This is a genomic window from Staphylococcus cohnii subsp. cohnii (assembly GCF_002902365.1).
GTDB lineage: Bacteria > Bacillota > Bacilli > Staphylococcales > Staphylococcaceae > Staphylococcus > Staphylococcus cohnii.
In genome coordinates, this window is sequence record NZ_PPQC01000046.1 from 116,664 (window position 1) to 142,904 (window position 26,241).

Here is a 26,241-nt window from a genome sequence, read left to right on the forward strand (position 1 = left end):
AATGGTTTTTAATTGAAAAAATCATAATCTAAAAAATAACCTAATCAATCAATTTAATAAATTACTGTTATAATTATACACTTTATAGATATTATGCTGAATTTTCAATCTATTTTTAAATATCTTTAACTAAATTACAAAATATTTTGATTTTGAACGTGCATGCTTGCCTGGGGATATGATTCGAGCCTGTAGTCTCTCGCTCATATCATACCTCTAGTTTTCATTACACTATGACACTTTTCTATCCGAAATGAGCGTGATACAAAACTTCACAAAGCAAAGAAAACGCCAATTTCTATAATATTTCAATAGAAATTGGCGTTTATTTTAGTCACAGAAATTAAAGTCTCTATATTTTTGCTTATATCAACTTAGAAGAAACGTTTAACAGCTGTTGACATTGGAGGAATTTCATCTAAATCTAATTTTTTATCTTCAGTAATTGATCTGTATGCCCATTTACCGTAATTAATCGCTTCATCTTTAACAATTTTACCTGGTAATGGCGCAGCATTTGGATCAACATAAACGTTGACAATTGTTGGTCTATCTTGAGCCATTGCTTCTTCTACAACTTCATCAATTCTATTAGGATCTTTAAGCGTATAACCAACGCCACCACAACTTTCTGCAAATTGTGCTAAGTCTATATCAGTGAAGTTGATTGCATATTCTAATTCTCCAGCTGCTTGTTGTTCATATTTAATGAATGATAGTTCTTGGTTATTTAAAACAAATATAGTCATTGGTAAATCATATTGTACTGCTGTTGCAAAGTCTTGCATTACCATTTCAAACGCACCGTCGCCTGCTATACCCACTACTTGACGGTTAGGATAAGCACGTTTCGCTGCTAATGCGCCTGGTAATGCACAGCCCATCGTACCTAACCAACTAGAAACGATGAATTTATTATTCACTGTTAAATCTAAATAACGTGTTGACCATACAGTAGATGTACCGACATCGATTGAGAAAATCGCGTCATCTGTTTTCACTTGGTTGATTGCATCCATTAGACGTTCAGGACGAATTGGTGAACTTTCATCTGCTTTATCTTTATCCATCCAAGAATCCCAAGTTGCTTTTCTTTCTAATGTTTTATTTAAGAAATCACGATTTTTCACATGTTTAGCACTATCAGTTAATTGTTGTAATGCTAATTTACTATCACCAATTATACCTGCATTCACGTCGAAGCGATGTCCAATATTTTCTGGATTTGTATCGATTTGAATTGCTTTGATATTTTTCTTAGGTAAATAATCAACATAAGGATAATTTGTACCTACCATTATTAGTAAATCAGCGTCTTGAATCGTTTGATAAGACACTTTAGTACCAATTTTACCTAAGTTACCCAAATTATATGGGTGAGCATCTGCTAAGATACCTTTAGCAGGTAAAGTGATAATTGATGGAATTTTAACTGCTTCAATAAATTCTTGCACTTCATCTTTAGCATGTTTAGCACCCGTACCGATAATCATAACCGGACGTTTACTTTTATTAATAAGTTTAGTAGCTTTTTTAATGCTGCGTGGTTTTGGTGCAACACGTGCTGGTGGTGCAGTGTCCACTGGTGTATTTGTTGTATCTTTCACTTTGTTTGTCAATAGATTATTTGGCAGAATTAAGACTGCAACACCTTTTTTCTCATAAGCTGTACGGATTGCTTCGTTAACAATACCAAATATATCTTTATCATTCTCAGAGATTTGGCGGTTATATACAGCTACATCGTCTACCATTTTACTGATGTCTGTTTCTTGGAATGCTTTTGTTCCTAAAGCTGTACTATCTGTTTGTCCTGCTAAAATAAGTTGAGGCACATTATCCATTTTCGCATCATACATACCATTAAGTAAGTGAACGACACCTGGGCCACCGATACTTAATGCAACACCAATTTTACCAGTCAATTTTGTATGACTTGCAGCTGCTAAACTTGCTACTTCTTCATGACGCACATGAACAAATTCAATATTATCTCTTTCAGTTCTTAAACTATCTACTACCGCGTCTATAGAATCTCCTGGGATACCATATAAGTGATCTATTTCCCATGCTTGTAATGCTTTTACTAATGCTTCATTTGCTTTAATTTTTGCCATTGTAAAAATTGCTCCTTCCAAATTTTAACGATTTATTTTTTTACCCTAAAATAGTTAATACTATGTTTTAACACTACGCTTAATATAAAAAGATTATGAGTATCGGGAGAACGATTGAACTTAATAATGCGGTCAAAATCATACCAATTGAACTAAACGCACCTGCTTCTAAATCAATATCAAGTGCTTGAGCTGTACCAAAAGCATGTGATGCGTTACCAAATGTTAAACCTTTTGCAATAGAAGTTCTAAATCTTCCAAATTTAATCAAATATGCACCTAAAATGCTCCCGATTAAACCAGTTGCTACGATAAATAACACTGCTATTGCATCCACACCACCCATTTGGTGAGATACCTGAATACCTACAGCAGCTGTAATTGATCTTGGCAACATCGTAACAATAACTTCTTTTGAATAACCAAACATTTTTAATATGACATAAACAAATGCAAAGTTCAAAATTACTGCTGTAATCACACTACTAAATATAATTTTACCATTAGCTAATATTTTATGACGATTTTGATATAGTGGAAATGCTAATGTTACCACTGTACAATTCAACAGTTGGTGTATCCACTTTCCACCGACCATATATTGTTGATAATCTAAGTTAAATAACATTAATACAATGATAATTCCAATTGATGATATAAGGGCAGGGTTTAAAAATGGGCTCCGATATTGAAACTGTAATTTTTTTGCTCCAATGTACATAAAAACTGTCAGTAGAATCATTAACAATGCTTTTAGAAGTTCCATCTAATCTTGACCATTCCCGTATTGTTCAGCTTTAACCATTTTTTCAGCAATAAACCCTGAAATTAAAGCGACACAACATGTGCCTAGAACAATCATGATAAAGAATAAAATAAAATTAAAGTTAATCATATTAGCGACATCCATAATACCTACGACAGAGGGAACAAAGAAAAATACCATGGTAGCTAAGAAAAATTTAGAGCCTTCTTCTACCCATTTTGTTGGAATAATTTTAAATTGTAGTAATAAGAAAAATAATATTAATCCAACGATACTACCTGCAATCGGAATATCAAAAATCATTTGAATTTTATTACCAATAAAGGTAATACCCATAATTATTAATGCTTGAAACATAATTTTGATTATTTTTAGCGCTACCTGCAATACTCATCACCCTTTTTATTACTTTTGAACTGCTGATTTTTTAACTGCTTTGTTGATTACATGATTAAGTATAACGCGCCATTAAATATAATAAAAATATTGTTTTTTCATATTACCGATTACTTTTTTCTATGAAAGCGATTTTACATATTCCAAATATCTATACATGATAAAACAAATCAACTATTTTACAATGTGTCCTTTTCAAATAATTTTTTAAGGATAGCTTTTTATAATTAAAAATAGTGGGAACAGGATTGGAATCAAATCATCCGTTTGATTGCGCAATCTACTCCCACCAATACATTAAATTACTCAACACTATGGTTGAAACTACTATTATTAACACACAATTGATTCAATCTTTTTAGTCAAATGTTGTTTCATGATCATATATAATATGAATACTAACCTACGTTTTTATAAACGTTGTTTCATAAAATCTATCCATTGTCTGGTTGCGTAGCTTAAATATTTATCTCGTTTCCATATCACACCTAATTCCCAACTCATGCCTGGATCCTCAAGTGTTATATTCTTAAAGTCACTGTCTAATAATCCAACGATGTTCTCTGGTAAAATACTTACACCTAAATGAGCATTTAAAAGATTTTCAATAAAGTTCCATTGTGAAATCTTAGATATTGTATTAGGTATATAACCTGCATTTTTTGCCGCTTCGATAATCTTATCATTCAAGTAAAAATCTTCATTAAAGAGTATAAAATCTTCATCTTTTAGCATGCTCATTTTCACTTGTTCATATTGAGCAAGTCGGTGTTCTTTATTCAAAACTAATTTCAACTCTTCTTGATATAATGGCAAGGAATGAAAAATAGATTGGTCTACTGGTAATGTTGTAATTCCTATATCTATTTCATCATTAATTAATTGATGTTCAATCATTTTGCCACCGTTTTCCACTAAGCTATACGTTACATTAGGATACTGCTGATGGAATTCACCTAAAATATGAATAAACTTATTCATATTCATGACTGCAGACAAACCGATGCTAATATGACCTGTTTCTAAACCTAATAAACTATTAATTTCTTTAGGCAGATCTTTGTATAATGATAAGATTTCTTTGCTTTTATAATAAAAAACTGAGCCAGCATCTGTTAGTACAAGTTGACGTTTACTTCGATCAAACAATGGCATATTCAATTCATTTTCAATGTCTTTAATTGCCTTACTTATCGTTGGCTGAGCGATATACAATGATTTAGATGCATTTGTCATACCTTGTTGGTTTACTACTTCTACAAAATACTTCATATGTTTAATATCCATATGTGTGCTCCTCTATACTTAACTTCAATATGTATATCCTAGTATACGGTTATATACTATTTTTTCAATCTTTTTAGTTTATGCATTATTTAAGGTATTGAAATGATTAGGACTATTGAAAATCACCCTGACATGAATAATCAATTTCTATGCTCATTTTCACTATAAAAAAAGAGAAATCAAATATCATACTTGATTTCTCCTCTTTTTATAGTAAATGATAGATTTTTATAAAATCCACTAAATTAAGCTAAGTTAGCATTGTCTGTATTTCCATCATCTGAATCTTTTAATTTAATTATTTTAAACCCAATAAATCCAAAAATAACTGAAATTATAGGAACTGTATAATTCACAATAGCAAATGGTGCATACTCCATTACCGATACGCCTAACGTTGATGCGATAAATACACCACATGTATTCCAAGGGACGAATACTGAAGTTAATGTTCCACCATCTTCTAATGCTCTAGATAAGTTCTTAGGATGTAAGCCTTTGTCTTTAAAAGCACTCGCATACATTCTAGAAGGTACAATAATAGATATGTATTTTTCTGAACATGTGAAATTAGTGCCGATACAAGAAACAATCACTGACGCAATCAATGAACCAGTTGTTCTCGCTACTTTTAAAATCACCGAAATCAATGCAGATAGCATGCCTGAATATTCCAACACACCACCAAAAGTCATCGCTACTAAAGTCAATGAAATCGTATAAAACATTGATTCTAAACCGCCGCGATTAAACAGTTCATCTACAAGTTTATTACCTGATTCAATTGTATATCCTGTTTGTAAAGCTGTCAGCGCTTCTGTTATACTTCCACCTTGTACAAAAATTTGAGCAAAAAATCCAAATATAATACCGACACAAATTGCTGGAATGGCTGGGACTTTGAACGTTACTAATACAATAACTACTAAAGGTACTAACAACAACCATGGTGTAATCACAAAATTATCTTGCATAGTATTAAGAATTGCATCGATACGCTTAGTATCAAAATTTTTATTACCATACTGCATACCAATAAAGAAAAATGTAATTAACGCAATAATCACAGCTGGAATTGTGGTATAGAACATATGTTTAATATGTTCAAATAATTCAACACCAGATAAACCTGAAGCAAGATTTGTCGTATCTGATAACGGGCTCATCTTATCACCAAAATAAGCACCGCAAATGACTGCACCAGCGACCATGCCTGGAGAAATACCCATGCTAACACCAATCCCCATTGATGCAACACCAACAGTAGCCATTGTGGACCAACTGCTGCCAATAGCTAACGCTACGACACCACATAATATAACTACTACTGCTAAAAAATAACGTGGGTCTATTAACTGCAGCCCATAATATATCATTGTTGCTACGACACCACTACCAATCCATGAGCCAATAACTAAACCTACAAGTATAATAATAATAATCGCTGGCAAAGCATGCCGTATACCTTTGTACATCATTTCTTCTACTTCACTAAATTCATATCCATGTAACATAGTCACCATGATAGCAACCGCAGTACCAATCATTAGAGGGATATGAGGTTCTTTTTCTAATACAGCCACAGTTATTAACATCGTAATAATCATAATTGACAATGTAACGACCGCCGACGTAACACCTAGTGGTTTCTTTAAATCGTGTTTTTCTTCGTTATGCTTATCTTTTGGCTTTAAAATAGTAAACACCTACCTTTGTTAATTTATATCATACTTAAAAATGTATGCGCTTTCAATAATGTATTTATAAATTTTTGGTGAATTTTACCTCAATTAATTTATTGTTACACTTAAAATCAGCATCATTACTCGTCTTACTCCCCTGTCTATAAACTTCAAATAATAATTTAAATGCTCTGATTTTTACAGCAATAAAATATAATTGACGTTCATAAAGATGGTGTATACTAAAAAATCTGAGACGATATTGATTCGTCTCAGATTTTTTTCATATTGTCAGTAATTAAGTTAGTAGAAGTTATACATGAACGTTAATGCAAAGAATCATTTTATATTTTCTTCTATTCTGGTCATCTTTGTCTAAGTACGATGATCAAATCTTTTCAATAAAATTAGATTTCTATCTCATATCCTAAAACGTTTTATGGTTTATATTTACTGAAATTGATAGCTATGATGACCTTTTGCAAATCCTTTTGCCGTATAAATCCAAGAACCTCCACCTTGTTCAATATCATTAGCACAAATCACTAACTGATCTGTCCCTGGGATAAATGCTGGATGTGTTGAACGAAGCATGTGCCCTTGATCACGACCCGGAATTAAAATTTGTCCAATAGGATAACCTTTTTTATTAAAAACTAATACTCTACCTTGCCCATACATTGCAACGTATAAATTATCATCACTGTCTATACAACATGAGTCTGGCCCTTCGTGTCCAGTAAAATGGTAAGGTATAGAAGCGCCAAATGGTGCAATGGTTACACCGTCTTCTAGTAAATCAATACGATGTAATCGGTTCGCATTTGTTTCAGTTACCCATAGTGTTTTTTCGTCAGTACTTAAAGCTACGCCATTGGCAACAGCTAAATTTTGAAGCACAGGTGTTATGGATTTATAATCTGGTGCAACATAATATACGCCACCTTTAAGATTTGTAGAGTATCCTCTAAAATCAGTAAAATAAAATCCACCTTTACTATCAAACACTAAATCATCCACACAATATTCTGTGTCAATATCTGACACAATCGTCTCTTCTGTTTCTCCCTCAGCATTAACTGCAAACACGCCTCCTGAACGTTCAAAGTCACCCAAATAACAAACAAATAATCTTCCATCCTTATGGATTTTAATAGCTGCAGGATTTTCTTTATGTGATGTAAAAAGCTGAGTAACTTTTTTGTCTGGCAAAGTCACGTGAAAAACGGTTCCCCCAAATACTTCGCAAAGTGTTAAATCACCATTCCTATCAAAGCATAAACCTTCCAATTGTAATCCTTCTTCTGAAATTTCCAACCAAGGTTCTGCAGTTATTGTTTGTAGACCTTGTTCAGATGCTAAAATTGGCACCACAGAATGATTCTTGTGATCATATGATAATGCCGGTAGATTATTCCCCATCATACTCCCTCTTTTCTTTTAATCTTTTCTTTTAATCTTTTCTTTCGATATTATAATTTATATTATATGGAACTCAAATCACAAAATAAAATATTTATATTTTATTTCAAAGTCATTTATTGCACAAAAAGACGGAGTAATGAAAACAATGAGTCATTACTCCGTCAAAAATATTAAATGTGTTATAGTCTCAATGATACCTATCAAAAATATAACTCAATCACTAATGTGCTTCTCTAATTTGATTGAGAATCTGTTCTGCCATAGCTGCATTTGCGCTTGGTTTTTCTTTTAACATTTCAGCGACTCTAGCGATTTCATCACCTTGTGCACCCACAACAATTGCCAATGATTTATATTGTAAACTCATATGACCTTTTTGAATACCCTCCGAAACGAGTGCACGACATGCTGCGAAGTTTTGAGCTAAACCAACTGCAGCTACAACATGACCAAGTTCTTGTGCTGAATCCACTTTCATTAAATCTAAAGCAGCTCGAGCAATTGGTAAGACACGTGTACCTCCACCAACTGTTGCCAGTGTCATTGGCACCTCAATCGTACCAACTAATTTTTGGCGTGACACATCATATTGCCAAGTAGCTATTCCTCGATACTGTCCATCTTTACTCGCATATGCATGAGCACTAGCTTCAGCACCACGCGTATCATTACCTGTAGCTAAAACAACTGCGTGAATGCCATTCATCACACCCTTGTTATGCGTCGCCGCACGATGAATATCAACTTGCGCTAACACAGATGCTCTTTCCATTCTACGCGCTACTTCGGCACCGTCACGTCCACCTTTAGATAATGATTGAATATCTATCTCACCTTGTACTTTAACAACAGAGGCAGTGGCGTGATTAGATAGAATGCTCATTAATATATCTACATCTTCAAGTTCCGTTTTCAAATATGCAGAAATCCCCTCTAATATTGTATTTAACATGTTAGCGCCCATTGCATCTTTTGTATCTACAAATACTTTGAGTGATAATAACTCCGCTTCTGGGAAAGTATCTATCTCAATTCGACGGTAACCGCCACCTCTTTCAATAATACTAGGATAAGACTCATCTGCAATTTGCTTAATCTTCGGCTCAAGATCTTTAATATTTTGAGATAGACGTTGTGTATCCTTTACGTTATCGAAAACAATTTGTCCAATCATTAATCGCTCACTAGCTACGACATGAAAACCACCTGTTTCGTTGACTAACTTTGCACCATAGCTTGCAGCTGCAACAACAGAAGGTTCTTCAACCATCATTGGTACAACATATGATTTGTCGTCTACAATAATTTCAGGTAGTAACCCGACAGGCAACGCACCTTGACCAATCACATTTTCAATTAAACTGTTAGCAATTTCTTCTGGAATTAAAGGATGTGTTAATAACATATCGTGATTATCTTTATTCAACCAACCATAATCAAGTAGACAATCTAACTTCTCTTCACGTGATAAATGGCGAAAATCTTTACCTAAAGGTAACATTAGGCATCCCCCTTTTCTACATATAATGCGATACCTAAACCGCCACCAATACATGCAGTTGCAATCCCATTTTGTTTATTTTCTTGTGATAAGATATTTACTAAAGTAGTCACCAACCGCGTACCACTTGCACCTATTGGATGGCCTAAAGCAATGGCACCACCATATAAGTTAAGCTTATCAGGATGTATCTCTAAATTGTTTTTAACCGGTATACTTTGAGCAGCAAATGCTTCTGTCATTTCCACAACGTCAATATCATTCATGGCTTTCTTGGACTTTGTTAATAATTCCGTCACTGCATGATACGGTGCATACCCCATATAGGCAGGATCACAGCCAATTTCCGCGTGTTCGCCTAATGTTGCAATAATTTCAAAGCCTTCTTGTCTTGCATAATCCGCATCCATCAAAATAATTGTTGATGCGCCATCATTGATACTTGAAGCATTTCCACCTGTGACAGTGCCATCTTCTTTAAATATTGTTTTTAAAGTACTTAATTTTTCAATACTACTATTTCCGCGAATGCCTTCGTCTGTTGTCATTAGTTCGCCTTCATTATCTGTTAATGGAACAATTTCATTATCAAATTTACCTGCTTTTGAAGCTTGCGCTGCCTTATGTTGTGAGTCATTTGCAAACGCATCTTGTTGTTCTCGTGTGACATTATATTTTTCCGCTATTTTCTCTGCTGTAACGCCCATTGGTACATTTAGAAATGCATCAGTTAAACCGTCATGCATAAAACTTTCAACTGGTGCTGCTTCTTCATTAAACAATAGTTTGGGAGCATTTGTCATACTTTCAATACCTCCAACAGCTACTACTTTTGCTTCTCCTAATTGGATTTGTTGTTTGCCAAGTATGATAGATTTTAACCCAGAACCACAAACTTCGTTAATAGTCATCGCAGGTGTTGTATTAGGCACACCAGCATTGATACTAACCTGTCGTGCAGGATTTTGGCCACTTCCAGCTTGAAGTACATTGCCATAAATGACTTGTTCTATCATTTCAGGTTTGAGATTAATGGCTGACATAGCAGTCTCTAACGTTTTTGTACCTAATTCTACTGCAGTATAATTACTTAATTTTCCTCTGAATTTTCCTATAGGTGTTCGCTTAGCACTTACGATTGCTATTTTTTTCATTATTATTCTCCTTCTGTGCATATTGTAAATTATTGTCTTTTATACATATGATTTGATATGATACAATTGCTTATTTATTAAAAGAAAGGTGTCGATACACTTTATGACAGTTGGTATTGATCAAATCAATTTTTATGTTCCAAATTTTTATGTAGACATGGCTAAACTTGCCGAATCTCGTCAAGTTGATCCAAATAAATTTCTTATTGGCATTGGGCAAAATGAAATGGCAGTTAGCCCTATGAGCCAAGATATTGTAACTATGGGTGCCAATGCTGCCAAAGAAATCATCACTGAAGATGATAAAAAACAAATTAGTATGGTTATTGTTGCTACTGAATCTGCTATAGATTCTGCTAAAGCATCTGCGGTTCAAATACATAATCTATTAGGTATTCAACCATTCGCACGTTGTATTGAAATGAAAGAAGCTTGTTACGCTGCTACGCCTGCCATTCAATTAGCGAAAGATTATATCGCTAACCGCCCTAACGAAAAAGTTTTAGTTATTGCTAGTGATACTGCTCGCTATGGTCTAGAATCTGGCGGTGAGCCAACCCAAGGCGCAGGTGCAGTTGCTATGATGATAACACAAAACCCACGTATTCTTGAACTAAATGATGACGCAGTCGCATTTACAGAAGATGTATATGATTTTTGGCGTCCAAGTGGACAACCGTACCCGTTAGTGGATGGTGCATTATCAAAAGATGCCTATATCCATTCATTCCAAGAAAGTTGGAATGAATATGCACGTAGATATAATACTACATTAGATACATTTAAATCATTATGTTTCCACGTACCATTTACTAAAATGGGTAAAAAAGCACTTGATTCTATCTTAACAGATGATATCAACACAGAAACTAAAGAACGATTAACTACAGGGTATGACGCAGCAACTTATTACAATCGTTATGTAGGTAATATTTATACTGGGTCATTGTACTTAAGTCTAATTTCATTGTTAGAAACACATACTGAATTAAACGCTGGTGATACAATTGGTTTGTTCAGCTATGGTTCAGGTTCTGTTGGTGAATTCTTTAGTGGTAAATTAGTCGAAGGCTATCAAGATGCACTTGATATAGAAAAACATAAAGATCTATTAAATCATCGTACAGAAATCTCTGTTGAGACATATGAAACATTTTTCAAACGTTTCGACAACCTTGAATTTGATCATGATGTAGAGTTAGCAAATGAAACAAAAGGTATTTTCTATCTCGAAAGCATCAGTGATCATATTCGTAATTATAATACATTAAATTAAGCTTCAATTCACTTAATCTTACCTCACTTCATTTAGTATGATTAATGACATAAAACGGTATATGTATCTAAAATCGAAGGTTAGATACAATTCCAAATATTTAAGCCCGTAAATGAATTGTTTGATATTCAACTACGGGTTTTTTTATATAAAATAAAGAGGGTGGCTTTTACTTCACTTACATAAAAGCTACCCTCTTTTATTATGCTAAACACATTATGATTAAATTACTTATGAGATTTAATCACGGTTTGTTTCGTCTAAATCTTGCGGTTCAATATCTCTTTTGGGTTGTAACGATAACCCTAAATATTTACGTTCTTCATTTCCATCTTTATATAAGGAAATCATCATTAAGATAACTACAAAACTAAACGGTAATGCAGAAATAATTGCCGAAGATTGCAGTGCATCTAGTCCAGTGTCACCACCAGCCAATAATAGTACGTATGCAATAGCTGCTAATGCAAGTCCCCAGACAATTTTTATAAATCCTGATGGATTCAATGTACCATATGCAGTTTGCATACCTAAAACAAAGGTTGCAGAGTCTGCAGAAGTGATAAAGAATGAAGCGATTAATGCTAACGCAATAATTGATAGTATAAATCCAAATGGTAACTCGTTAAATATACCAAATAATTGCGTTTCTGGTGGCATTTTAAATATCTCGCTATGGGATTGTCCTACGTCTATACCAGTTACACCAAATGCACTAAACCAAATAATACTAATCACAACTGGTACACCTAATACGGCAATTACAAATTCGCGAATACTACGACCTTTAGATATTCTCGCAATAAATATACCAACAAATGGACTCCAGCTCATCCACCAGCCCCAATAATAAATTGTCCAGCTTTTCAACCACTCAGCTTTTTGTTCATTTAATGGTGCTACATCTAAACTATTAAAAATAAGTGAATTAAGGTAATCACCAGTACCACTTGTCATCATATTTAATATCAATACGGTTGGTCCTACAATAAAAATAACAATAAGTAATAATGCTGCTAAAAACATATTTAAATTACTTAAATATTGGATCCCTTTACTCAAACCACTCCACGCACTATATAAAAATAACACTGTAACTACAGCAATAATAATTCCTTGAACGACAGCATTATTCGGCACACCAAACAAATAATTTAAACCACCGTTTATTTGTATTGCGCCTACACCTAAAGAAACGGCTACACCAATAATGGTAGCAAACACCGCTAAGACATCAACAATGACACCAATCGGGCCATCTACTCTATCGCCCAACACTGGTCTTAGTGTTCTAGAAATTAAGCCATTTTCTCCTTTACGGAATTGAGAATATGCCAAACCTAATGCTACTACGCCGTATACTGCCCAAGGATGAAATCCATAATCAATAAATGAAGACCTAAAGGCTTGTGCCATTGCTTCCTTTGTTTCCGGATCTGCTGTTGGCGGCGCTAAATAATGTGATATCGGTTCTGAAGAACCATAAAATACAAGACCTATGCCCATACCTGCACTGAATAACATCGCTAACCAAGATACCGTATGGAATTCCGGTTTATCTGTTGGTTTACCTAATTTCAATTTCCCAATAGGGCTGAATACTAAAAATACACAAAAACCTAAAATTACTGTATACAGTAACATATAATACCAGCCAAACGTTTTTGTTACCCAAGAAGAAATAATGCCAGTAATTTCTCCAAATTTAGCTGGAAAGATAGCTCCAATAACTACTAATAAGCCTACGACTAGTGCTGAATAGATAAATACACTAGAAAACGACTTTTTTGTATTATCCAAATTTTCCACCCCTCTAATAATAATAAAAAGACGTTTTATAGGATAACACACTGAGCAATAGAAACAACTTTATATTTTTAGAAAATTTTATTTATAAAAAATACAAAATGTATAAAATAATAATATTTACTTACGTCAATTTTCAGTCAAGTAACTATGTTATGGTTTTGTACTATGCTTCGGTCTATAAAGTGGTTGCATATCTACTTTTTCCAGTTTCAATAACTCAATTTTAGTATCAATGCCACCACCATAACCAGTAAGACTACCGTTTTTGCCAACTACTCTATGACATGGGATTATAATAGAAATCGGGTTTGTCCCAACAGCACCACCCACTGCTTGTGAAGACATATTTGGTTTATTTCTTTTAATACCTATTTCTTCAGCAATATCACCATAAGTAACAGTCTCTCCATATGGTATTTTCAATAAAATATCCCAAACTTGCTCTCTGAATTCGGTTCCTATAGGTTTTAGTGCAAAATCTATTTTGGGATTATGTCCGGAAAAATATTTATCAAGCCAAATAATCGCTTTTTCAAAAATTGGTAAGTTTGCTTCTGTTAACGATTCATCATAATTTGATTCAAAATCATCATGTTTAGGTAACCACAATCCTGTAATTGCTTCGCCATCTGATGTTAGTGCAATCCGACCAATCGGTGATTCATAATATGTCTTATAGTGCATCATATCACTTCTTTCTAGTATATTTTGTAATTATCATAATCCTTTTAAATTTTTATGTAAAATAAATCTTGATACTTCTTCATGATAGAAAGCCATCGTCAGTATATACATAGTTTCTTAGTCACTATGTAACAAAAAGCTCAATTACTACGCTGTACTCAATTCACTTGCTTTATGATAAAGGAAGAGGGAGATATTCAAATCAATTTCGTCGTCCCATCCAGTAAAGATGACTAGTATTAAAAAAATGTAAAACGATCACTTGAGCTGAAATTCCTGCATAAGTACTACTAATTCAATAATTGAGTAGTGCCGTAAACTTTCAGTTAAACCCACTACCAACAATATAAATAAGTCTGGAACGAATCAATGATGTCCCAGACCAAACTCAACATAATTATGAATAAATGAAATGTCTTCACTATTTAACTTTCCGTGTTGGTATAACGATTGCACTTGTTAAAACACAACATAACACTAAACAAGTCCCTACAATAAAGCCTGTACCTGCAGCAATATGCATGTTTTGACCACTCTGAATAATGCCAGTAAAAATAGATGTCATAATTGCTATACCAAACGCACCACCTAATGTAGAGCCCATTTTAAAAATACCTGAAGCAACACCAACTTTTTCTGGCGGTGTCGTGGAGACCGCTGTACTTAATGCTGGAGTTGCAAATAATCCTGTACCACCACCAAAAAACACAGCGCCAATTAACGCTACAACAACATAAATAGCAGTATCGAAAAATGTCATACTAAACATTAAGACACCAAAACCAGTAAATATTGGTCCAATAATCATCGCACGTTTGGCGCCAAATCTTTTTATACTCTTCTCACCTAAACGAATGACAAGCAATAGCGAAATTAAATAAGGTAATGTTAACAATCCTGCTTGGAAGGCTGTTAACTTCAAACCACTTTGTACGTACATATTTAATAAGGCAATTACTCCAACGCCAGTATTTAATAAAAAATTAGCTAAAACAGCACCAATATAAGGTCTATTTTTAAATAAATCTAAATCAATAAATGGCACCTTTTTGACTCGTTCTACTCTAAAAAATATGTATATACAAATTAAAAATATGACAAATAAGATCACTGTTACAGCATTTAGCCATCCTATTTTATAACCCTGTGTAATTACAAAGCTAATACTACCAATCATTATAATAAAAATAAATAAACCTATATAATCAAATGGACTCGCTTCTGCTTTATTAATGCGACTTTCTGGTAATTCACGCAATAAAATTAAAGCTAATATTGATAATATAATCGATAATATAAAAATGGATTGCCAAAAAATAAATGTAGCCATTGCACCTGCAAAAAAGGAAGATAAACCAGTACAACCAAATGCACCGATTGACCAAAAACTGAGTGCTTTTTGTCTATCATCTCCATCAAAAAAGTCATTCACTATAGATATTGTGGCTGGCATGATAATCGCTGCAGAAAATCCCTGTACAATTCTACCAAGTAGTAACATCACAATATTGCCAGAAACAATCAACATCAGCGAACCAATAATACTCAATACTAAAGCAATTCTAGTCAATTTCACTTTACCAAATTTATCTGATATATTCCCAGCCACTACCATAAATACGCCTGTTACAAATGATGTTAAACTCACTGAAATATTTACGATATCCGGACTCGCATCAAAAGTGGTTTGTATTTTAGGCCCAATATTCAAAAAAGATTGAGCAAATAACCAATATGTTAATATAGATAAAACAATACCAGTTAACAACATATTACCTGAAACTTTTTCTGTCTTCATTGTCATAAAAGCATCCCCTATTTCAAATAATGATAACGATGAATCCATTCATTCATGCATTTTATAAATTTGAATACTATAATGAGTCATAATACAATTTATAAAAATTCATATATTTAAAATATTATCACTATTTTATAGAAAATTGGGATATTACTCATAAATTATTACGAATTTTCTGATAATTCATTTTAAAAACTTAATTTTTTCTTAAAATTGACAAAATCAAAATAATTTAAGGAAGCAAATGCTTAGCCATTCATAAAATGTAAGCACCTGCTCCCACCTATAATTATTCCCATCTACAGACTACTCCCCATGGGCTATATTCCTGATTTCTATTGTTTGGAAGTATTCTGACAAATATAATATCTCACTCAACATCTTTAAATAACGCGTCTCCATCTTGTACTAATATAAGCGGACAGACATTTTTTCGTTTCATCATATCCTTTTGGTAATTTCACAAAAATCACATGTTGTTGAAAGTGAATCTTAAATGTTTTAACATTCCTTTTAATCACCATTTTCTTAGCAGTTCAAAAACACCACGCTTTAACTAGGAAAATTAAATAACTTTATTTTATTTTTCTTAGCATACTCTAATGCTAAAATTTCTAAAATATTGATAAAAGCTAAATTATCTTTAACTTTAATATATTGAAACTTTAACTTTTTTTCATTTGCTTTTATGTTTTTCATTTCCGCTTCATCTAAACCATGATGTTCTATATATGCTTTTCTAAATTTTGTAGTTCCAGTGTCTGAAGCTGAATTAAATTGTCCTAATTTATCATATAAATCTTTTTGCGTAAATTTAAAACCAGTCATAAATCCACCAGCTTGTCCCACAAATATTGGTGTTTTATTTTCAAAAATCACAAAAACACCTTTTTGTTCTGCAACTTTACTTCTACTTTCATTATCAAAAGCAAGCGCATTTGCTTTATCATACTTAAATAATTTTTTTAATTGCTTATTATAGTCTTCTAACAAGGTATCTATTTTTTTCTCGCCATTCAATGTACTCATTCCTTTCTTTTTTCATTTAACATATACACCAAATGACCTCATATTAAACCTTTAGTTATCATTCGTACTTTTATTTTAATGAAAGCGCTCAAAAGTATTCCTCGTAATTTTATTTTTCTATATCAGCACATTTTTTATACAACGAAAAACGTACATATACGGATGGTTTATCATGTAATAAACGCCGTATACGCACGCTTTTAATCTCAAATTTTAATTAGCTTTAGATAATATTGTAAAATCATGTATGTCACAGTAAACACATGCTAGCATTCACAAATGAACACAAATATATTATTTAAGATAATTTAATACAGTTAATCCTACAGTTTCTGCAGAAACTCGCATTGAACTTTCACTAATATTAAATTTAGGATGATGGTGTGGGTGAATATCACCATTTTCTGGTGCTGCACCAGCATAAATAAATGTGCCAGGAATTGCCTTAGCATAGTAAGCAAAATCTTCTGAAGGCGGTTGTGGATCACATCTTTCTACACTTGAAATTGCATCAGTATCCGCTTCTTGTATTGTATCTACCACAAATTTTGTGAATTCAGGATCATTGTACAACGCTGGATAATCATCATGGTAGTCTAATTCACATGTGACACCAAACATTGCTTCCAATCCATCTGATAAACGTGTCACTTCTTTTTTTATTGTATTTTTAGTCTCATCGGTTAACGCACGTACATCACCTTCTATTTCAACGCTATCTTTAATCACATTGAATTGTCCTTTACCATCAAATGAACCTATTGTAACAACGCCCGTTTCAAATGGATTTAAACGTCTTGAAACAACAGTCTGTAATGCATTTACAAAGTATGCACCTGCTACAATGCTGTCATTTGCTGTATGCGGCGAAGACCCATGACCACCTTGACCATTGACTTTTAGCTTAAAGAAATCACGTCCAGTTTGCACATTACCTTCTCTGTAATAGATATTACCTGCAGGCATATGACTCATAACATGAACACCCAATACATGATCAACACCATCTAAAACACCGTCTTTAATCATTGCTTGTGCACCACCAGGAGGTACTTCTTCAGCTGGTTGATGTATGACAACAACTTTACCGTTAAATTGATCTTTCATTTCAATAAGTGTTTCTGCAAGAATTAACATATATGCCGTATGTGCATCATGACCACATGCGTGCATGACACCATCATTTTTCGAAGCAAATGCTAGACCTGTATCTTCTTGAATTGGTAAAGCATCAAAATCCGCACGAATTGCGATGGTCTTGCCTGGTTTACCACTATCAATAGTAACTTTCAAACCATTCGGGCCTACATTCGTTTCAACTTTACAATCTTTACCTTCATAAAATGCTTCTATATATTTAGGTGTTTCTTTCTCACAAAAAGATAGTTCTGGGTGTTGATGTAAGTAACGACGTATTTCTATCATACGCGCTTCTTTTTCTTTCAATGTTTCAATCAATTGCTTCATTATAATCATTCCTCCAATGAAATATACGATACCTTAATGTCATTATATACTTTTTAAATGACAACGTTGTATTAATGAATTATGCTCTATTTTGTTTCTTAAATGATGGCACAGCTAAAAGAATAATGACGAATGAAAGCAATGCCATTAATACGTTTAACCATAAACCAGCCATCGCACCAAACTTCACATTTGTAGCTTCTGTAACAACGCCATATAAAGCTCCTGATAAAGCTATACCAAATGCACCACCCAATGAGGAAGCCATTTTATAAATACCTGAAGCTACACCAACTTTATCTTCTGGAGAATTAGATATCGCCATATCTGTAGAAGGTGTTGCATAAAAGCCTAAACCTAATCCATAGAGTAAATAACCAATGATACATACAACGACATATAGCGCACTTGGTAAAAATGTAAATGATATTAAAATAATACCAATCATATTAAACGTTGTACCTAACAACATCGGTTTTTTAGCTCCCACTTTTTGTAAAACTTTTTCACCGACTCTAATCATCAACAATACAGTAACCAAATATGTAAAAGATAAAAGTCCTGTTTGGAATGCGTTAAAACCTATACCTTTTTGAACGAATGTATTGGCTACAAGCAAAGCACCAGCCACACCATTTAGTAAGAAGTTGGATAATGTCGCACCTGTATAAGCTTTGTTTTTAAATAATTTAAAATCAATTAATGGATTATGTTTTTTATTTTCAACTATTATAAAAACTATGGTTGAGATAATGAATACAATAAGCAGCCCGATTATTATAGGTGAAAGCATGCCAAATGTACCACTTTGAGTGATTACGACATTAATACTTAACATCATAATTACAAAAAGAATCAACCCAGTAAAATCAAATTTCAAGTTAGTTGTATTATCAGATTTGGTTTCCGGTGTGCCTTTTATTAATAACATTGCAACTAAGGCAATAATAATGGATAAAATAAAAATCCATCTCCAACCAATAAAAGTGGAAACCATACCACCGAATAACGATGCTAATCCTGATCCACCCCAAGAACCAATCGACCAATAACTCAGTGCACGCTGTCTATCTTTACCTTCAAAATAAGTCTTCATAATTGCTAAAGTTGAGGGCATAATCGCTGCTGCTGATAACCCTTGAATTACTCTTCCTATAATGAGCAATATTGGTAGGTTACTAATTATAATCAATAAAGAACCAATGATACTTAACCATAAACCAATATATGTTATTTTCACACGCCCTACTTTATCTGCTAAGCTTCCAGCACCAACAACAAACATTCCTGAGAATAATGCTGTAATACTAACAGCAATACTTATTGTGCCAATATTACTATCAAATGATTGTTGTAACGTAGGAACTACGTTTAATAAAGATTGCGCAAATAACCAAAAAGTAACAACTCCTAATACAATACCTAATATTAATTTGTTGTCACCTTGATAACTCTTCGTATTTCCCTGTTGAGTCATTTGTTCATCCTCCTAAAATATTTTTAAAATGACAAATAGGGAAGATTAGCTTAGTTGGAAAATGTACTTACTATCGACATTTTCAATAAATGATACTTGCTATCCTCTCTATAAAATATAGTAGTAGGATATATTTTGTTAAAATATATAATAATTGTGTTTTTAGTATCGATTATTTTCTAAATAACAATTGTAGCTTTAAATGACAAAAATGAACTATATTATTTTTGTCATTTTGCGCCAAACGTACAACACAGCGATATCTCAATTTTTTGTATTACCCTGCACATATAATTAAAAATATTTTTTATATTCAATTATTTGTATTGCGTTGGTTTGCAATTTCAAATGATAAGAAATCGTATCTACGACATCCACTTCGCTGACATCTAACTTAGGGTAAGAGACTCTGTTAACGTAATTAATTGTCTCTGTATCCATACCATGTTGCGTATTGTACTGCTGCCAAACTTGATAAAGTGCACCATTATTTCTATCTAATGTTAAATGTTTTATTTTATACGAACCAGTAGTGACATTTGATATATTGAGCTGGTACTCTTTATGACTTAAATAATCTATTTGTTCATTCGTTGTAAAATATGGATTATAATGTTCTGCATCCCACACGACAATTTGAAAATGGTCATTCTGTCCTACAACCATACAGTCTTCGTTTTTAAAAAGCACTTGGTTAAATAGCTTTTTAAAAAACATACTTGTAAAAAATGCAGGCCTTTTCCCATCAAATTGATGATATAAATCAATACCATTTAATTCGGAAGTAATCTCATTTGAATTATATTGATGATGTAATTCATGATTAAGCCAGTAGCCAATTGCATTTATTTGATGGTTCATATCAATCAACTGTTCAAAAATAATACCTGCTCTAAAGTATTCACCATTTGTAAGACTTGTATTATCTGTTAATGTGTTCCAATTAAGCAGCACAATCGAAACATCTTTTCCCTTTATATTGAACGCATCAGTAATCTTATTATACTGTTCTATGATATGTCGTTTAGCTAAATCATACTGTTTACTTTCAATTGAATTGAAATTGATAATATCATTTTGATTTGCACTAAACGCTATACTATTAACACTTTCACTTGAATTATCCAAAATTTGTTTAGCGGTTGCCAATTCATTGACATCAGTGATGTCCGTATTAAGTATAATCTGAGTATACTCAAAATATTCTTTAAATAACCTTATTATTTTTAAGAGTACATTGGCTTTCTTACCCTTCAAGTAAATGACTAATTTAAATTCCTTTCTATCCGGCACTGTATTATAAATATGCTCTAATAAAAATCTTAATTCGTTTATATATTGTACAAGTTGTGATGTTAATGTTGGAGGATCGATTTCAATTCCTAAACCAATATGATGTTCAAATAAAAAACTCAAGCATTCATCTACTTTCATATATGGATGTATGGTAGGAATAAGTTCATCACTTTCAATAATTTTATTTTCAATATAGCCTTTTAAAATAGGATCTTTGACAAGTACATGGTCTAAACCTAAAAATTGTTGTACTTCTATCAGTTGTTTTCTGTATCTTTGAAAAAGTAATGTATCAAGGCTACCTATTTGAATCACATGATCATAATCTGACAAATCGTGTGTTTGATTGTAATTCAGCGTAATATCAATGACTTTTTGATTATAAGGCGATTGAATCATAGTACCAAGCGTTTGTTGGATATAAGCATTTAAATAGTATAGATACATTTGATAGTTTTCCGATTCAACTGTTGTTTTTGCAGTGTCCACAATATCTCCAACCTGATACCTTTTTCTATATTGCGAAGGCGTTAATTTAGTGTCTAATTTAAAATATTTCAGCAGCATATTAGAGTTACTAAAGCCATTTTTCAAAGCGATGTGAGTAATGGCATCGTTTGTTTGTACTAAGTCGTTTTTACAATGTTCAATTCTTATATGGTTGACATAATGATTGAAACCAATCCCCATATGTTTTGTGAATAATTTTGACAAATATGTGTGACTTAAATGCACCTTCTCAGCTACCTCACTTAACGTGATTGGTTTAGTGAAATTTCTTTCAATATATTTACATACAAAATCTAAGCGGTGATCATTAACATCATGTTCATGATTGATATTTTCATAAGCTGGCAAATATCTTACAATCATAAACATTAAGTCAATTAACGGTTGTTCCATATATAATCTATAAAACTTCCCTTTTCGAATATAGACGATACCTATCTTAGCCACAACATTCAGAATTTGTTGATATATAACTTTTTGCAATGTCTGTGGATTTAAAATATATATTTTGTCATTATAATCACTAATATATTGCTTTAAATACGATTCTTTCAAATGAATGGCGGTATATAAGGTATCTTCCTCTTCTATAAGTCGATAGCGCTCTCTATGATTGATAATAAAAACATCACCCGCTTGAAATTTATGACTACTAGTTCCACTGACGAATTTCAACTTATTTTTTAAAACGAGAACGATACGTACGCCATCATTAAAATTAAATACTGAATTATTGTTGTGATTAAATTCGATATTATAAAATTTTTCCATAGCACACCTCTTTATTAAAATATATTTTAATAAAATAAATGTGTATTTGCTATTTTGTTTTTTAATTTGTCGTTAATTAGACATAAAAGAACATGCCTGCAAATATACTATAATATTGGCAGTGATTTATGACGATTCCTGCGGGTATATCAATAGCCCGAAGACTACAGGTTACGGTAGTACTCGCGAAAAGCGTGTATAAAAAAACTGCCAACAAAGTCGGGGACTTTGTCGACAGTATGAGACTGATCCGTATAACTATGGATTAGTCTTTTGCTTTAAATATGTGTGTTACATCCTAAAACTTTTATTTTTTATTAATTGTTTTTTCAATTAATTCATTCAAATGACGAATATTTTCACTTTGTTGTGCTAGTAGCTTAACAATTTCATCATCTTCACTACCAAGCGAGTTTTCGTTTTTGTTATCAACTCGAGTTGAGATGGACGGTGATTTATCACTTTCATTTTGCGACTGTGCTAAATCTTTTTTATATGATTTTAAAGCTTCATATAAAAATGCACGTTGCGTTGTTTGTTGTGCAATTTCGTTATATAACATTTTCGTTTTTTGATCCACAGATATTGTATTATTTTCTTCATTATATGTGTTTTGTTGTTTGCGGATGCTAAATGTACGATCATAGCTATCATTACCTGCAGACTGATTGATATGTGCATAATTAGATGCTGGCATCTCACCCTGTAAGGCATGCCCTTCAATATCTACATGTGGTAATATTCGATTTAACCACGCTGGCATATACCAAGATGCTTTGCCAAATAATTGTGTCAATGCAGGAATCAGTAATAAACGTACGATAAATGCATCAAACAATATACCAAAGGCAAGTGATAATCCCATAGATTTAATCATCACATCATCTTGGAAGACGAATGCAATAAACACACTAAACATTATAAGTGCTGCAGCAACAACGACTGGACCACTTTCTTTAATACCTACTTTTATCGCGTGTTCATTATTACCTGTTTTACTATACTCTTCATGAATACGGGACATAAGGAATACTTCGTAATCCATCGCCAAACCAAAGAGCAAGCCAATTGTAATAACCGGTAAGAATGCTAGTAATGGTCCCGTTGTATCTACGCCAAATAGCTCAGACATAAATCCTTCTTGCATTACTAAAGTAGTAAAGCCTAATGTTGCGACTAAAGAAAGTACGAAACCTAGAACTGCTTTTAGTGGAATAATGATAGAACGGAAGACAACCATTAATAGTACGAACGCTAATGCTACGATAACGCCAGCAAACAATGGAATAGCTTCATTTAGTTTTTGCGACATATCTATATTAATTACACTTTGTCCAGATACTTCGGTTTTGAAATTATATTTGTCTCTAGCATCATCATTATAATCTCTTAAATCATGAACTAAATCATTAGTAGATTTAGCATTTGGACCTTTATCAGGAATTACCGCTACTAATGCATAATCTTTACTTTCGCTCAATTGTGGCGGTGCAACCATCTTCACATTATCCATATCTTTAATGTCTTTACTCAAACTTTGTAAATCTTTTTGCAACGCTTTAGGATTATCATTTTGATCTTTCACATTCACAAGCATTGCAATTTGACCATTATATCCTTCTCCAAATTTATCAGATACAATATCGTAGGCCTTTTTCTGAGTCGTATCCGCTGGTTTCATACCATCATCTGGTATACCTAGACGCATATCATTAATCGGTATAGCAGCTACTACTAAAATAATAAGTCCAATCAGTACTGCTGCAAGTGGTTTACCAACTACGAATTTAGACCATTTCGTATCTACATCTCCTGCAAACTCTGCTTTCGTTTGCTTAGGATGAATTTGTTTATGGAAAATACTGATCAATGCTGGTAATAAAGTTAATGCACTAATCACTGCGACAAATACACTAATTGCAGAGGCAAAGCCCATCACGGCTAAGAAATCTATACCAACAAGTGACAAGCCACAAACAGCAATAATAACTGTAACACCAGCAAAGATAACTGCACTGCCTGCAGTACCTACTGCTAAACCGATTGCCTTAATATGATTGGGCTCACTTTTTACAATTTGACGATATCTAAATAAAATAAATAGTGCATAATCAATACCTACCGCTAAACCAATCATGACTGCTAATGTTAAAGTCACATTTGGAATATCAAATGCATAGGTCAATAATGATATGATACCCACGCCAGTGCCTAAACCAAGTAAAGCACTAATAATCGGCATACCTGCTGCGATAAATGAACCAAACGTAATTAGAAGTACGACAAATGCTACAATAATTCCGATTAATTCAGAAGAACCACCAATTTCAGTAGATTCCATACCTGTACCCATCAGTTCTACTTGTACGTTATGATCATCTTCTAATTTCTCAACTTGGTCTTTCACTTTATCTTTTGAATCTTCTTTTAATGAAGTTGCAGACACATCATAATTAATATCAGCGATTGCTGTAGATTTATCCTTACTGATTTGTTTATTGTCATAAGGATCTGAGATGTTTTTAATATCTTCATCATCATCCTTAATATCTTTCAATGTATCTTTGATATCTTTAGTCATATCTTGTTTCACTATGCCATTATCTGAATCACTTTTAAAGACTGCTCTAATTTGAGCTTTCTCACTATCTTGTCCAAATTCGTCTTCTATTTTGTCATTCGTATCTAATGACTGTAAGCCATTCGTTGTTATGTCATTATCAAATTTAGGTGAACTTATTGTAAGCGGTATAATAATTGCTGCAAGAATAATCACCCAAGCAACTACACTCCACCATTTGTGTTTTGCAACAAATGAACCTAATTTGTATAAAAATTTTGCCAAACTATTGCCTCCTTAATTAAACAACGTTATAGTTTATACATATACTGTAGAATATTTCTATTGACATCTTATAATGGTTTACCCTATTTTAAAAAGAACTAAATATGCAATTCCGTATACTTAAACTACAGATTAGGAGAATTGTAGAATGAATGAAAAAGATTTACGTGTAATCAAAACAAAGCGTGCACTATCTCAAAGCCTATATGCATTATTAGAAAAATATACATTTTCAACTATTTCAGTAAATCAAATTTGTAATGAAGCGTTGGTTCATCGCACAACTTTTTATAAGCATTTCTATGATAAATATGATTTACTTATTTATTTAATAACCTTCTTAACCAAAGATTACTTTTCAACAGATATTAAAGAACGTATCAATAACCCTTTTACTAGCATGGAACAATCCGTCACAAACATTGACGATTTTAGTAAAATAAAGCATAAACAAGAAGACGATAAAGAATTTGAACGTACAGTTGAAAATCATTTTATCCGTATACTGCAAAATGATATTAAAGCAAACGAACATCGGATAACGGTTGATCAAAGCGTTCCAATAGACTTAGTATTTTATGTTTACGGTGCGACTTTATACGGTTTTATGGAATGGATGCGTGAACATAATAGTAATATGTCGTATGAAGCCATTGATGCACTTTTTCATAAAATGATTAATATTCAAGTTAATGATGAATAAAAAATTAGCACATCAATAACTTTGATGAATTGCATCAATGTTAATTTAATTTTTAATAAGTATTTAAAGACAATGATATAAAAAGTGAGTATTACAAAGTACTTATAAGCAAACTAAACCTACTTATCGTGCATTTCCTTAAATATAGTAGGTGGCAATATGATATATAAAAAGCCCGTAAATGAATTTCCAAAAATTCATTTACGGGCTTTATGATACTAGAATGATTTCCAAGTCATTTTTTA

General features: G+C 32.7%; 18 protein-coding genes. 2 read left to right on the forward strand and 16 right to left on the reverse strand.

The window, feature by feature from the left end; genetic code table 11:
* Positions 1-374: 374 nt before the first annotated feature.
* The 8 genes from CD032_RS08310 to CD032_RS08345 form a co-directional block, all read right to left on the reverse strand.
* Entirely contained in the window at positions 375-2,117 is a 1,743-nt protein-coding gene (locus CD032_RS08310) for a pyruvate oxidase (protein ID WP_019470018.1), read from the reverse strand.
* Between the two features lie 79 nt (positions 2,118-2,196).
* Positions 2,197-2,883 (reverse strand): LrgB family protein, encoded by a 687-nt coding sequence (locus tag CD032_RS08315; RefSeq protein WP_019470017.1) that lies wholly within the window; start codon positions 2,881-2,883, stop codon positions 2,197-2,199.
* A complete protein-coding gene (locus CD032_RS08320; RefSeq protein ID WP_019470016.1) occupies positions 2,884-3,270 on the reverse strand; it encodes a CidA/LrgA family protein in 387 nt (128 codons plus the stop codon).
* A gap of 420 nt (positions 3,271-3,690) precedes the next feature.
* The gene (gene cidR, locus CD032_RS08325) at positions 3,691-4,566 is read right to left on the reverse strand and encodes a cidABC operon transcriptional activator CidR (protein ID WP_019470015.1); all 876 of its coding nucleotides are present in this window, start codon (positions 4,564-4,566) and stop codon (positions 3,691-3,693) included.
* Positions 4,567-4,811: 245 nt separating this feature from the next.
* On the reverse strand, positions 4,812-6,272 hold the full coding sequence (gene nhaC / locus CD032_RS08330; RefSeq protein WP_103211368.1) for a Na+/H+ antiporter NhaC: 1,461 nt from the start codon (positions 6,270-6,272) through the stop codon (positions 4,812-4,814).
* Between the two features lie 426 nt (positions 6,273-6,698).
* Positions 6,699-7,673, reverse strand: a complete 975-nt coding sequence (locus tag CD032_RS08335; protein ID WP_026034831.1) for an SMP-30/gluconolactonase/LRE family protein — start codon at positions 7,671-7,673, stop codon at positions 6,699-6,701.
* 220 nt (positions 7,674-7,893) lie between these two features.
* Positions 7,894-9,174, reverse strand: a complete 1,281-nt coding sequence (locus tag CD032_RS08340) for a hydroxymethylglutaryl-CoA reductase, degradative (RefSeq protein WP_019470012.1) — start codon at positions 9,172-9,174, stop codon at positions 7,894-7,896.
* Positions 9,174-10,328: a thiolase family protein gene (locus CD032_RS08345; protein ID WP_040029755.1), complete on the reverse strand. Its 1,155-nt coding sequence runs from the start codon at positions 10,326-10,328 to the stop codon at positions 9,174-9,176. Before CD032_RS08345 ends, CD032_RS08340 begins: the two co-directional genes overlap by 1 nt.
* 103 nt (positions 10,329-10,431) lie before the next feature.
* Between CD032_RS08345 and CD032_RS08350 the strand changes: the two genes are divergently transcribed.
* Positions 10,432-11,604 (forward strand): hydroxymethylglutaryl-CoA synthase, encoded by a 1,173-nt coding sequence (locus CD032_RS08350; protein ID WP_019470010.1) that lies wholly within the window; start codon positions 10,432-10,434, stop codon positions 11,602-11,604.
* 240 nt (positions 11,605-11,844) lie between these two features.
* Here CD032_RS08350 and CD032_RS08355 read toward each other — a convergent pair whose 3' ends face one another.
* From CD032_RS08355 to CD032_RS08390, 8 genes are all read right to left on the reverse strand, one after another.
* Positions 11,845-13,404 (reverse strand): BCCT family transporter, encoded by a 1,560-nt coding sequence (locus tag CD032_RS08355; RefSeq protein ID WP_019470009.1) that lies wholly within the window; start codon positions 13,402-13,404, stop codon positions 11,845-11,847.
* Positions 13,405-13,563: 159 nt separating this feature from the next.
* Positions 13,564-14,097 carry a methylated-DNA--[protein]-cysteine S-methyltransferase gene (locus CD032_RS08360; RefSeq protein ID WP_040029754.1) on the reverse strand — a complete coding sequence of 178 codons (534 nt, stop codon included), beginning with the start codon at positions 14,095-14,097 and terminating at the stop codon, positions 13,564-13,566.
* A 421-nt stretch (positions 14,098-14,518) separates the two neighbouring features.
* Positions 14,519-15,901 carry an MFS transporter gene (locus CD032_RS08365; protein WP_103211369.1) on the reverse strand — a complete coding sequence of 461 codons (1,383 nt, stop codon included), beginning with the start codon at positions 15,899-15,901 and terminating at the stop codon, positions 14,519-14,521.
* Positions 15,902-16,450: 549 nt separating this feature from the next.
* A complete protein-coding gene (locus CD032_RS08370) occupies positions 16,451-16,918 on the reverse strand; it encodes a hypothetical protein (RefSeq protein WP_019470006.1) in 468 nt (155 codons plus the stop codon).
* Between the two features lie 303 nt (positions 16,919-17,221).
* On the reverse strand, positions 17,222-18,397 hold the full coding sequence (locus CD032_RS08375; protein WP_026034829.1) for a M20 family metallopeptidase: 1,176 nt from the start codon (positions 18,395-18,397) through the stop codon (positions 17,222-17,224).
* Between the two features lie 76 nt (positions 18,398-18,473).
* Positions 18,474-19,871, reverse strand: coding sequence for an MFS transporter (locus tag CD032_RS08380; protein ID WP_103211370.1), 1,398 nt, complete (start codon positions 19,869-19,871; stop codon positions 18,474-18,476).
* A gap of 294 nt (positions 19,872-20,165) precedes the next feature.
* A complete protein-coding gene (gene aryK, locus CD032_RS08385; RefSeq protein WP_103211371.1) occupies positions 20,166-22,448 on the reverse strand; it encodes a transcriptional regulator AryK in 2,283 nt (760 codons plus the stop codon).
* A 307-nt stretch (positions 22,449-22,755) separates the two neighbouring features.
* Positions 22,756-25,293: an MMPL family transporter gene (locus CD032_RS08390; RefSeq protein ID WP_019470002.1), complete on the reverse strand. Its 2,538-nt coding sequence runs from the start codon at positions 25,291-25,293 to the stop codon at positions 22,756-22,758.
* A 148-nt stretch (positions 25,294-25,441) separates the two neighbouring features.
* Between CD032_RS08390 and CD032_RS08395 the strand changes: the two genes are divergently transcribed.
* A complete protein-coding gene (locus CD032_RS08395; RefSeq protein WP_103211372.1) occupies positions 25,442-25,996 on the forward strand; it encodes a TetR/AcrR family transcriptional regulator in 555 nt (184 codons plus the stop codon).
* Positions 25,997-26,241 lie beyond the last annotated feature (245 nt).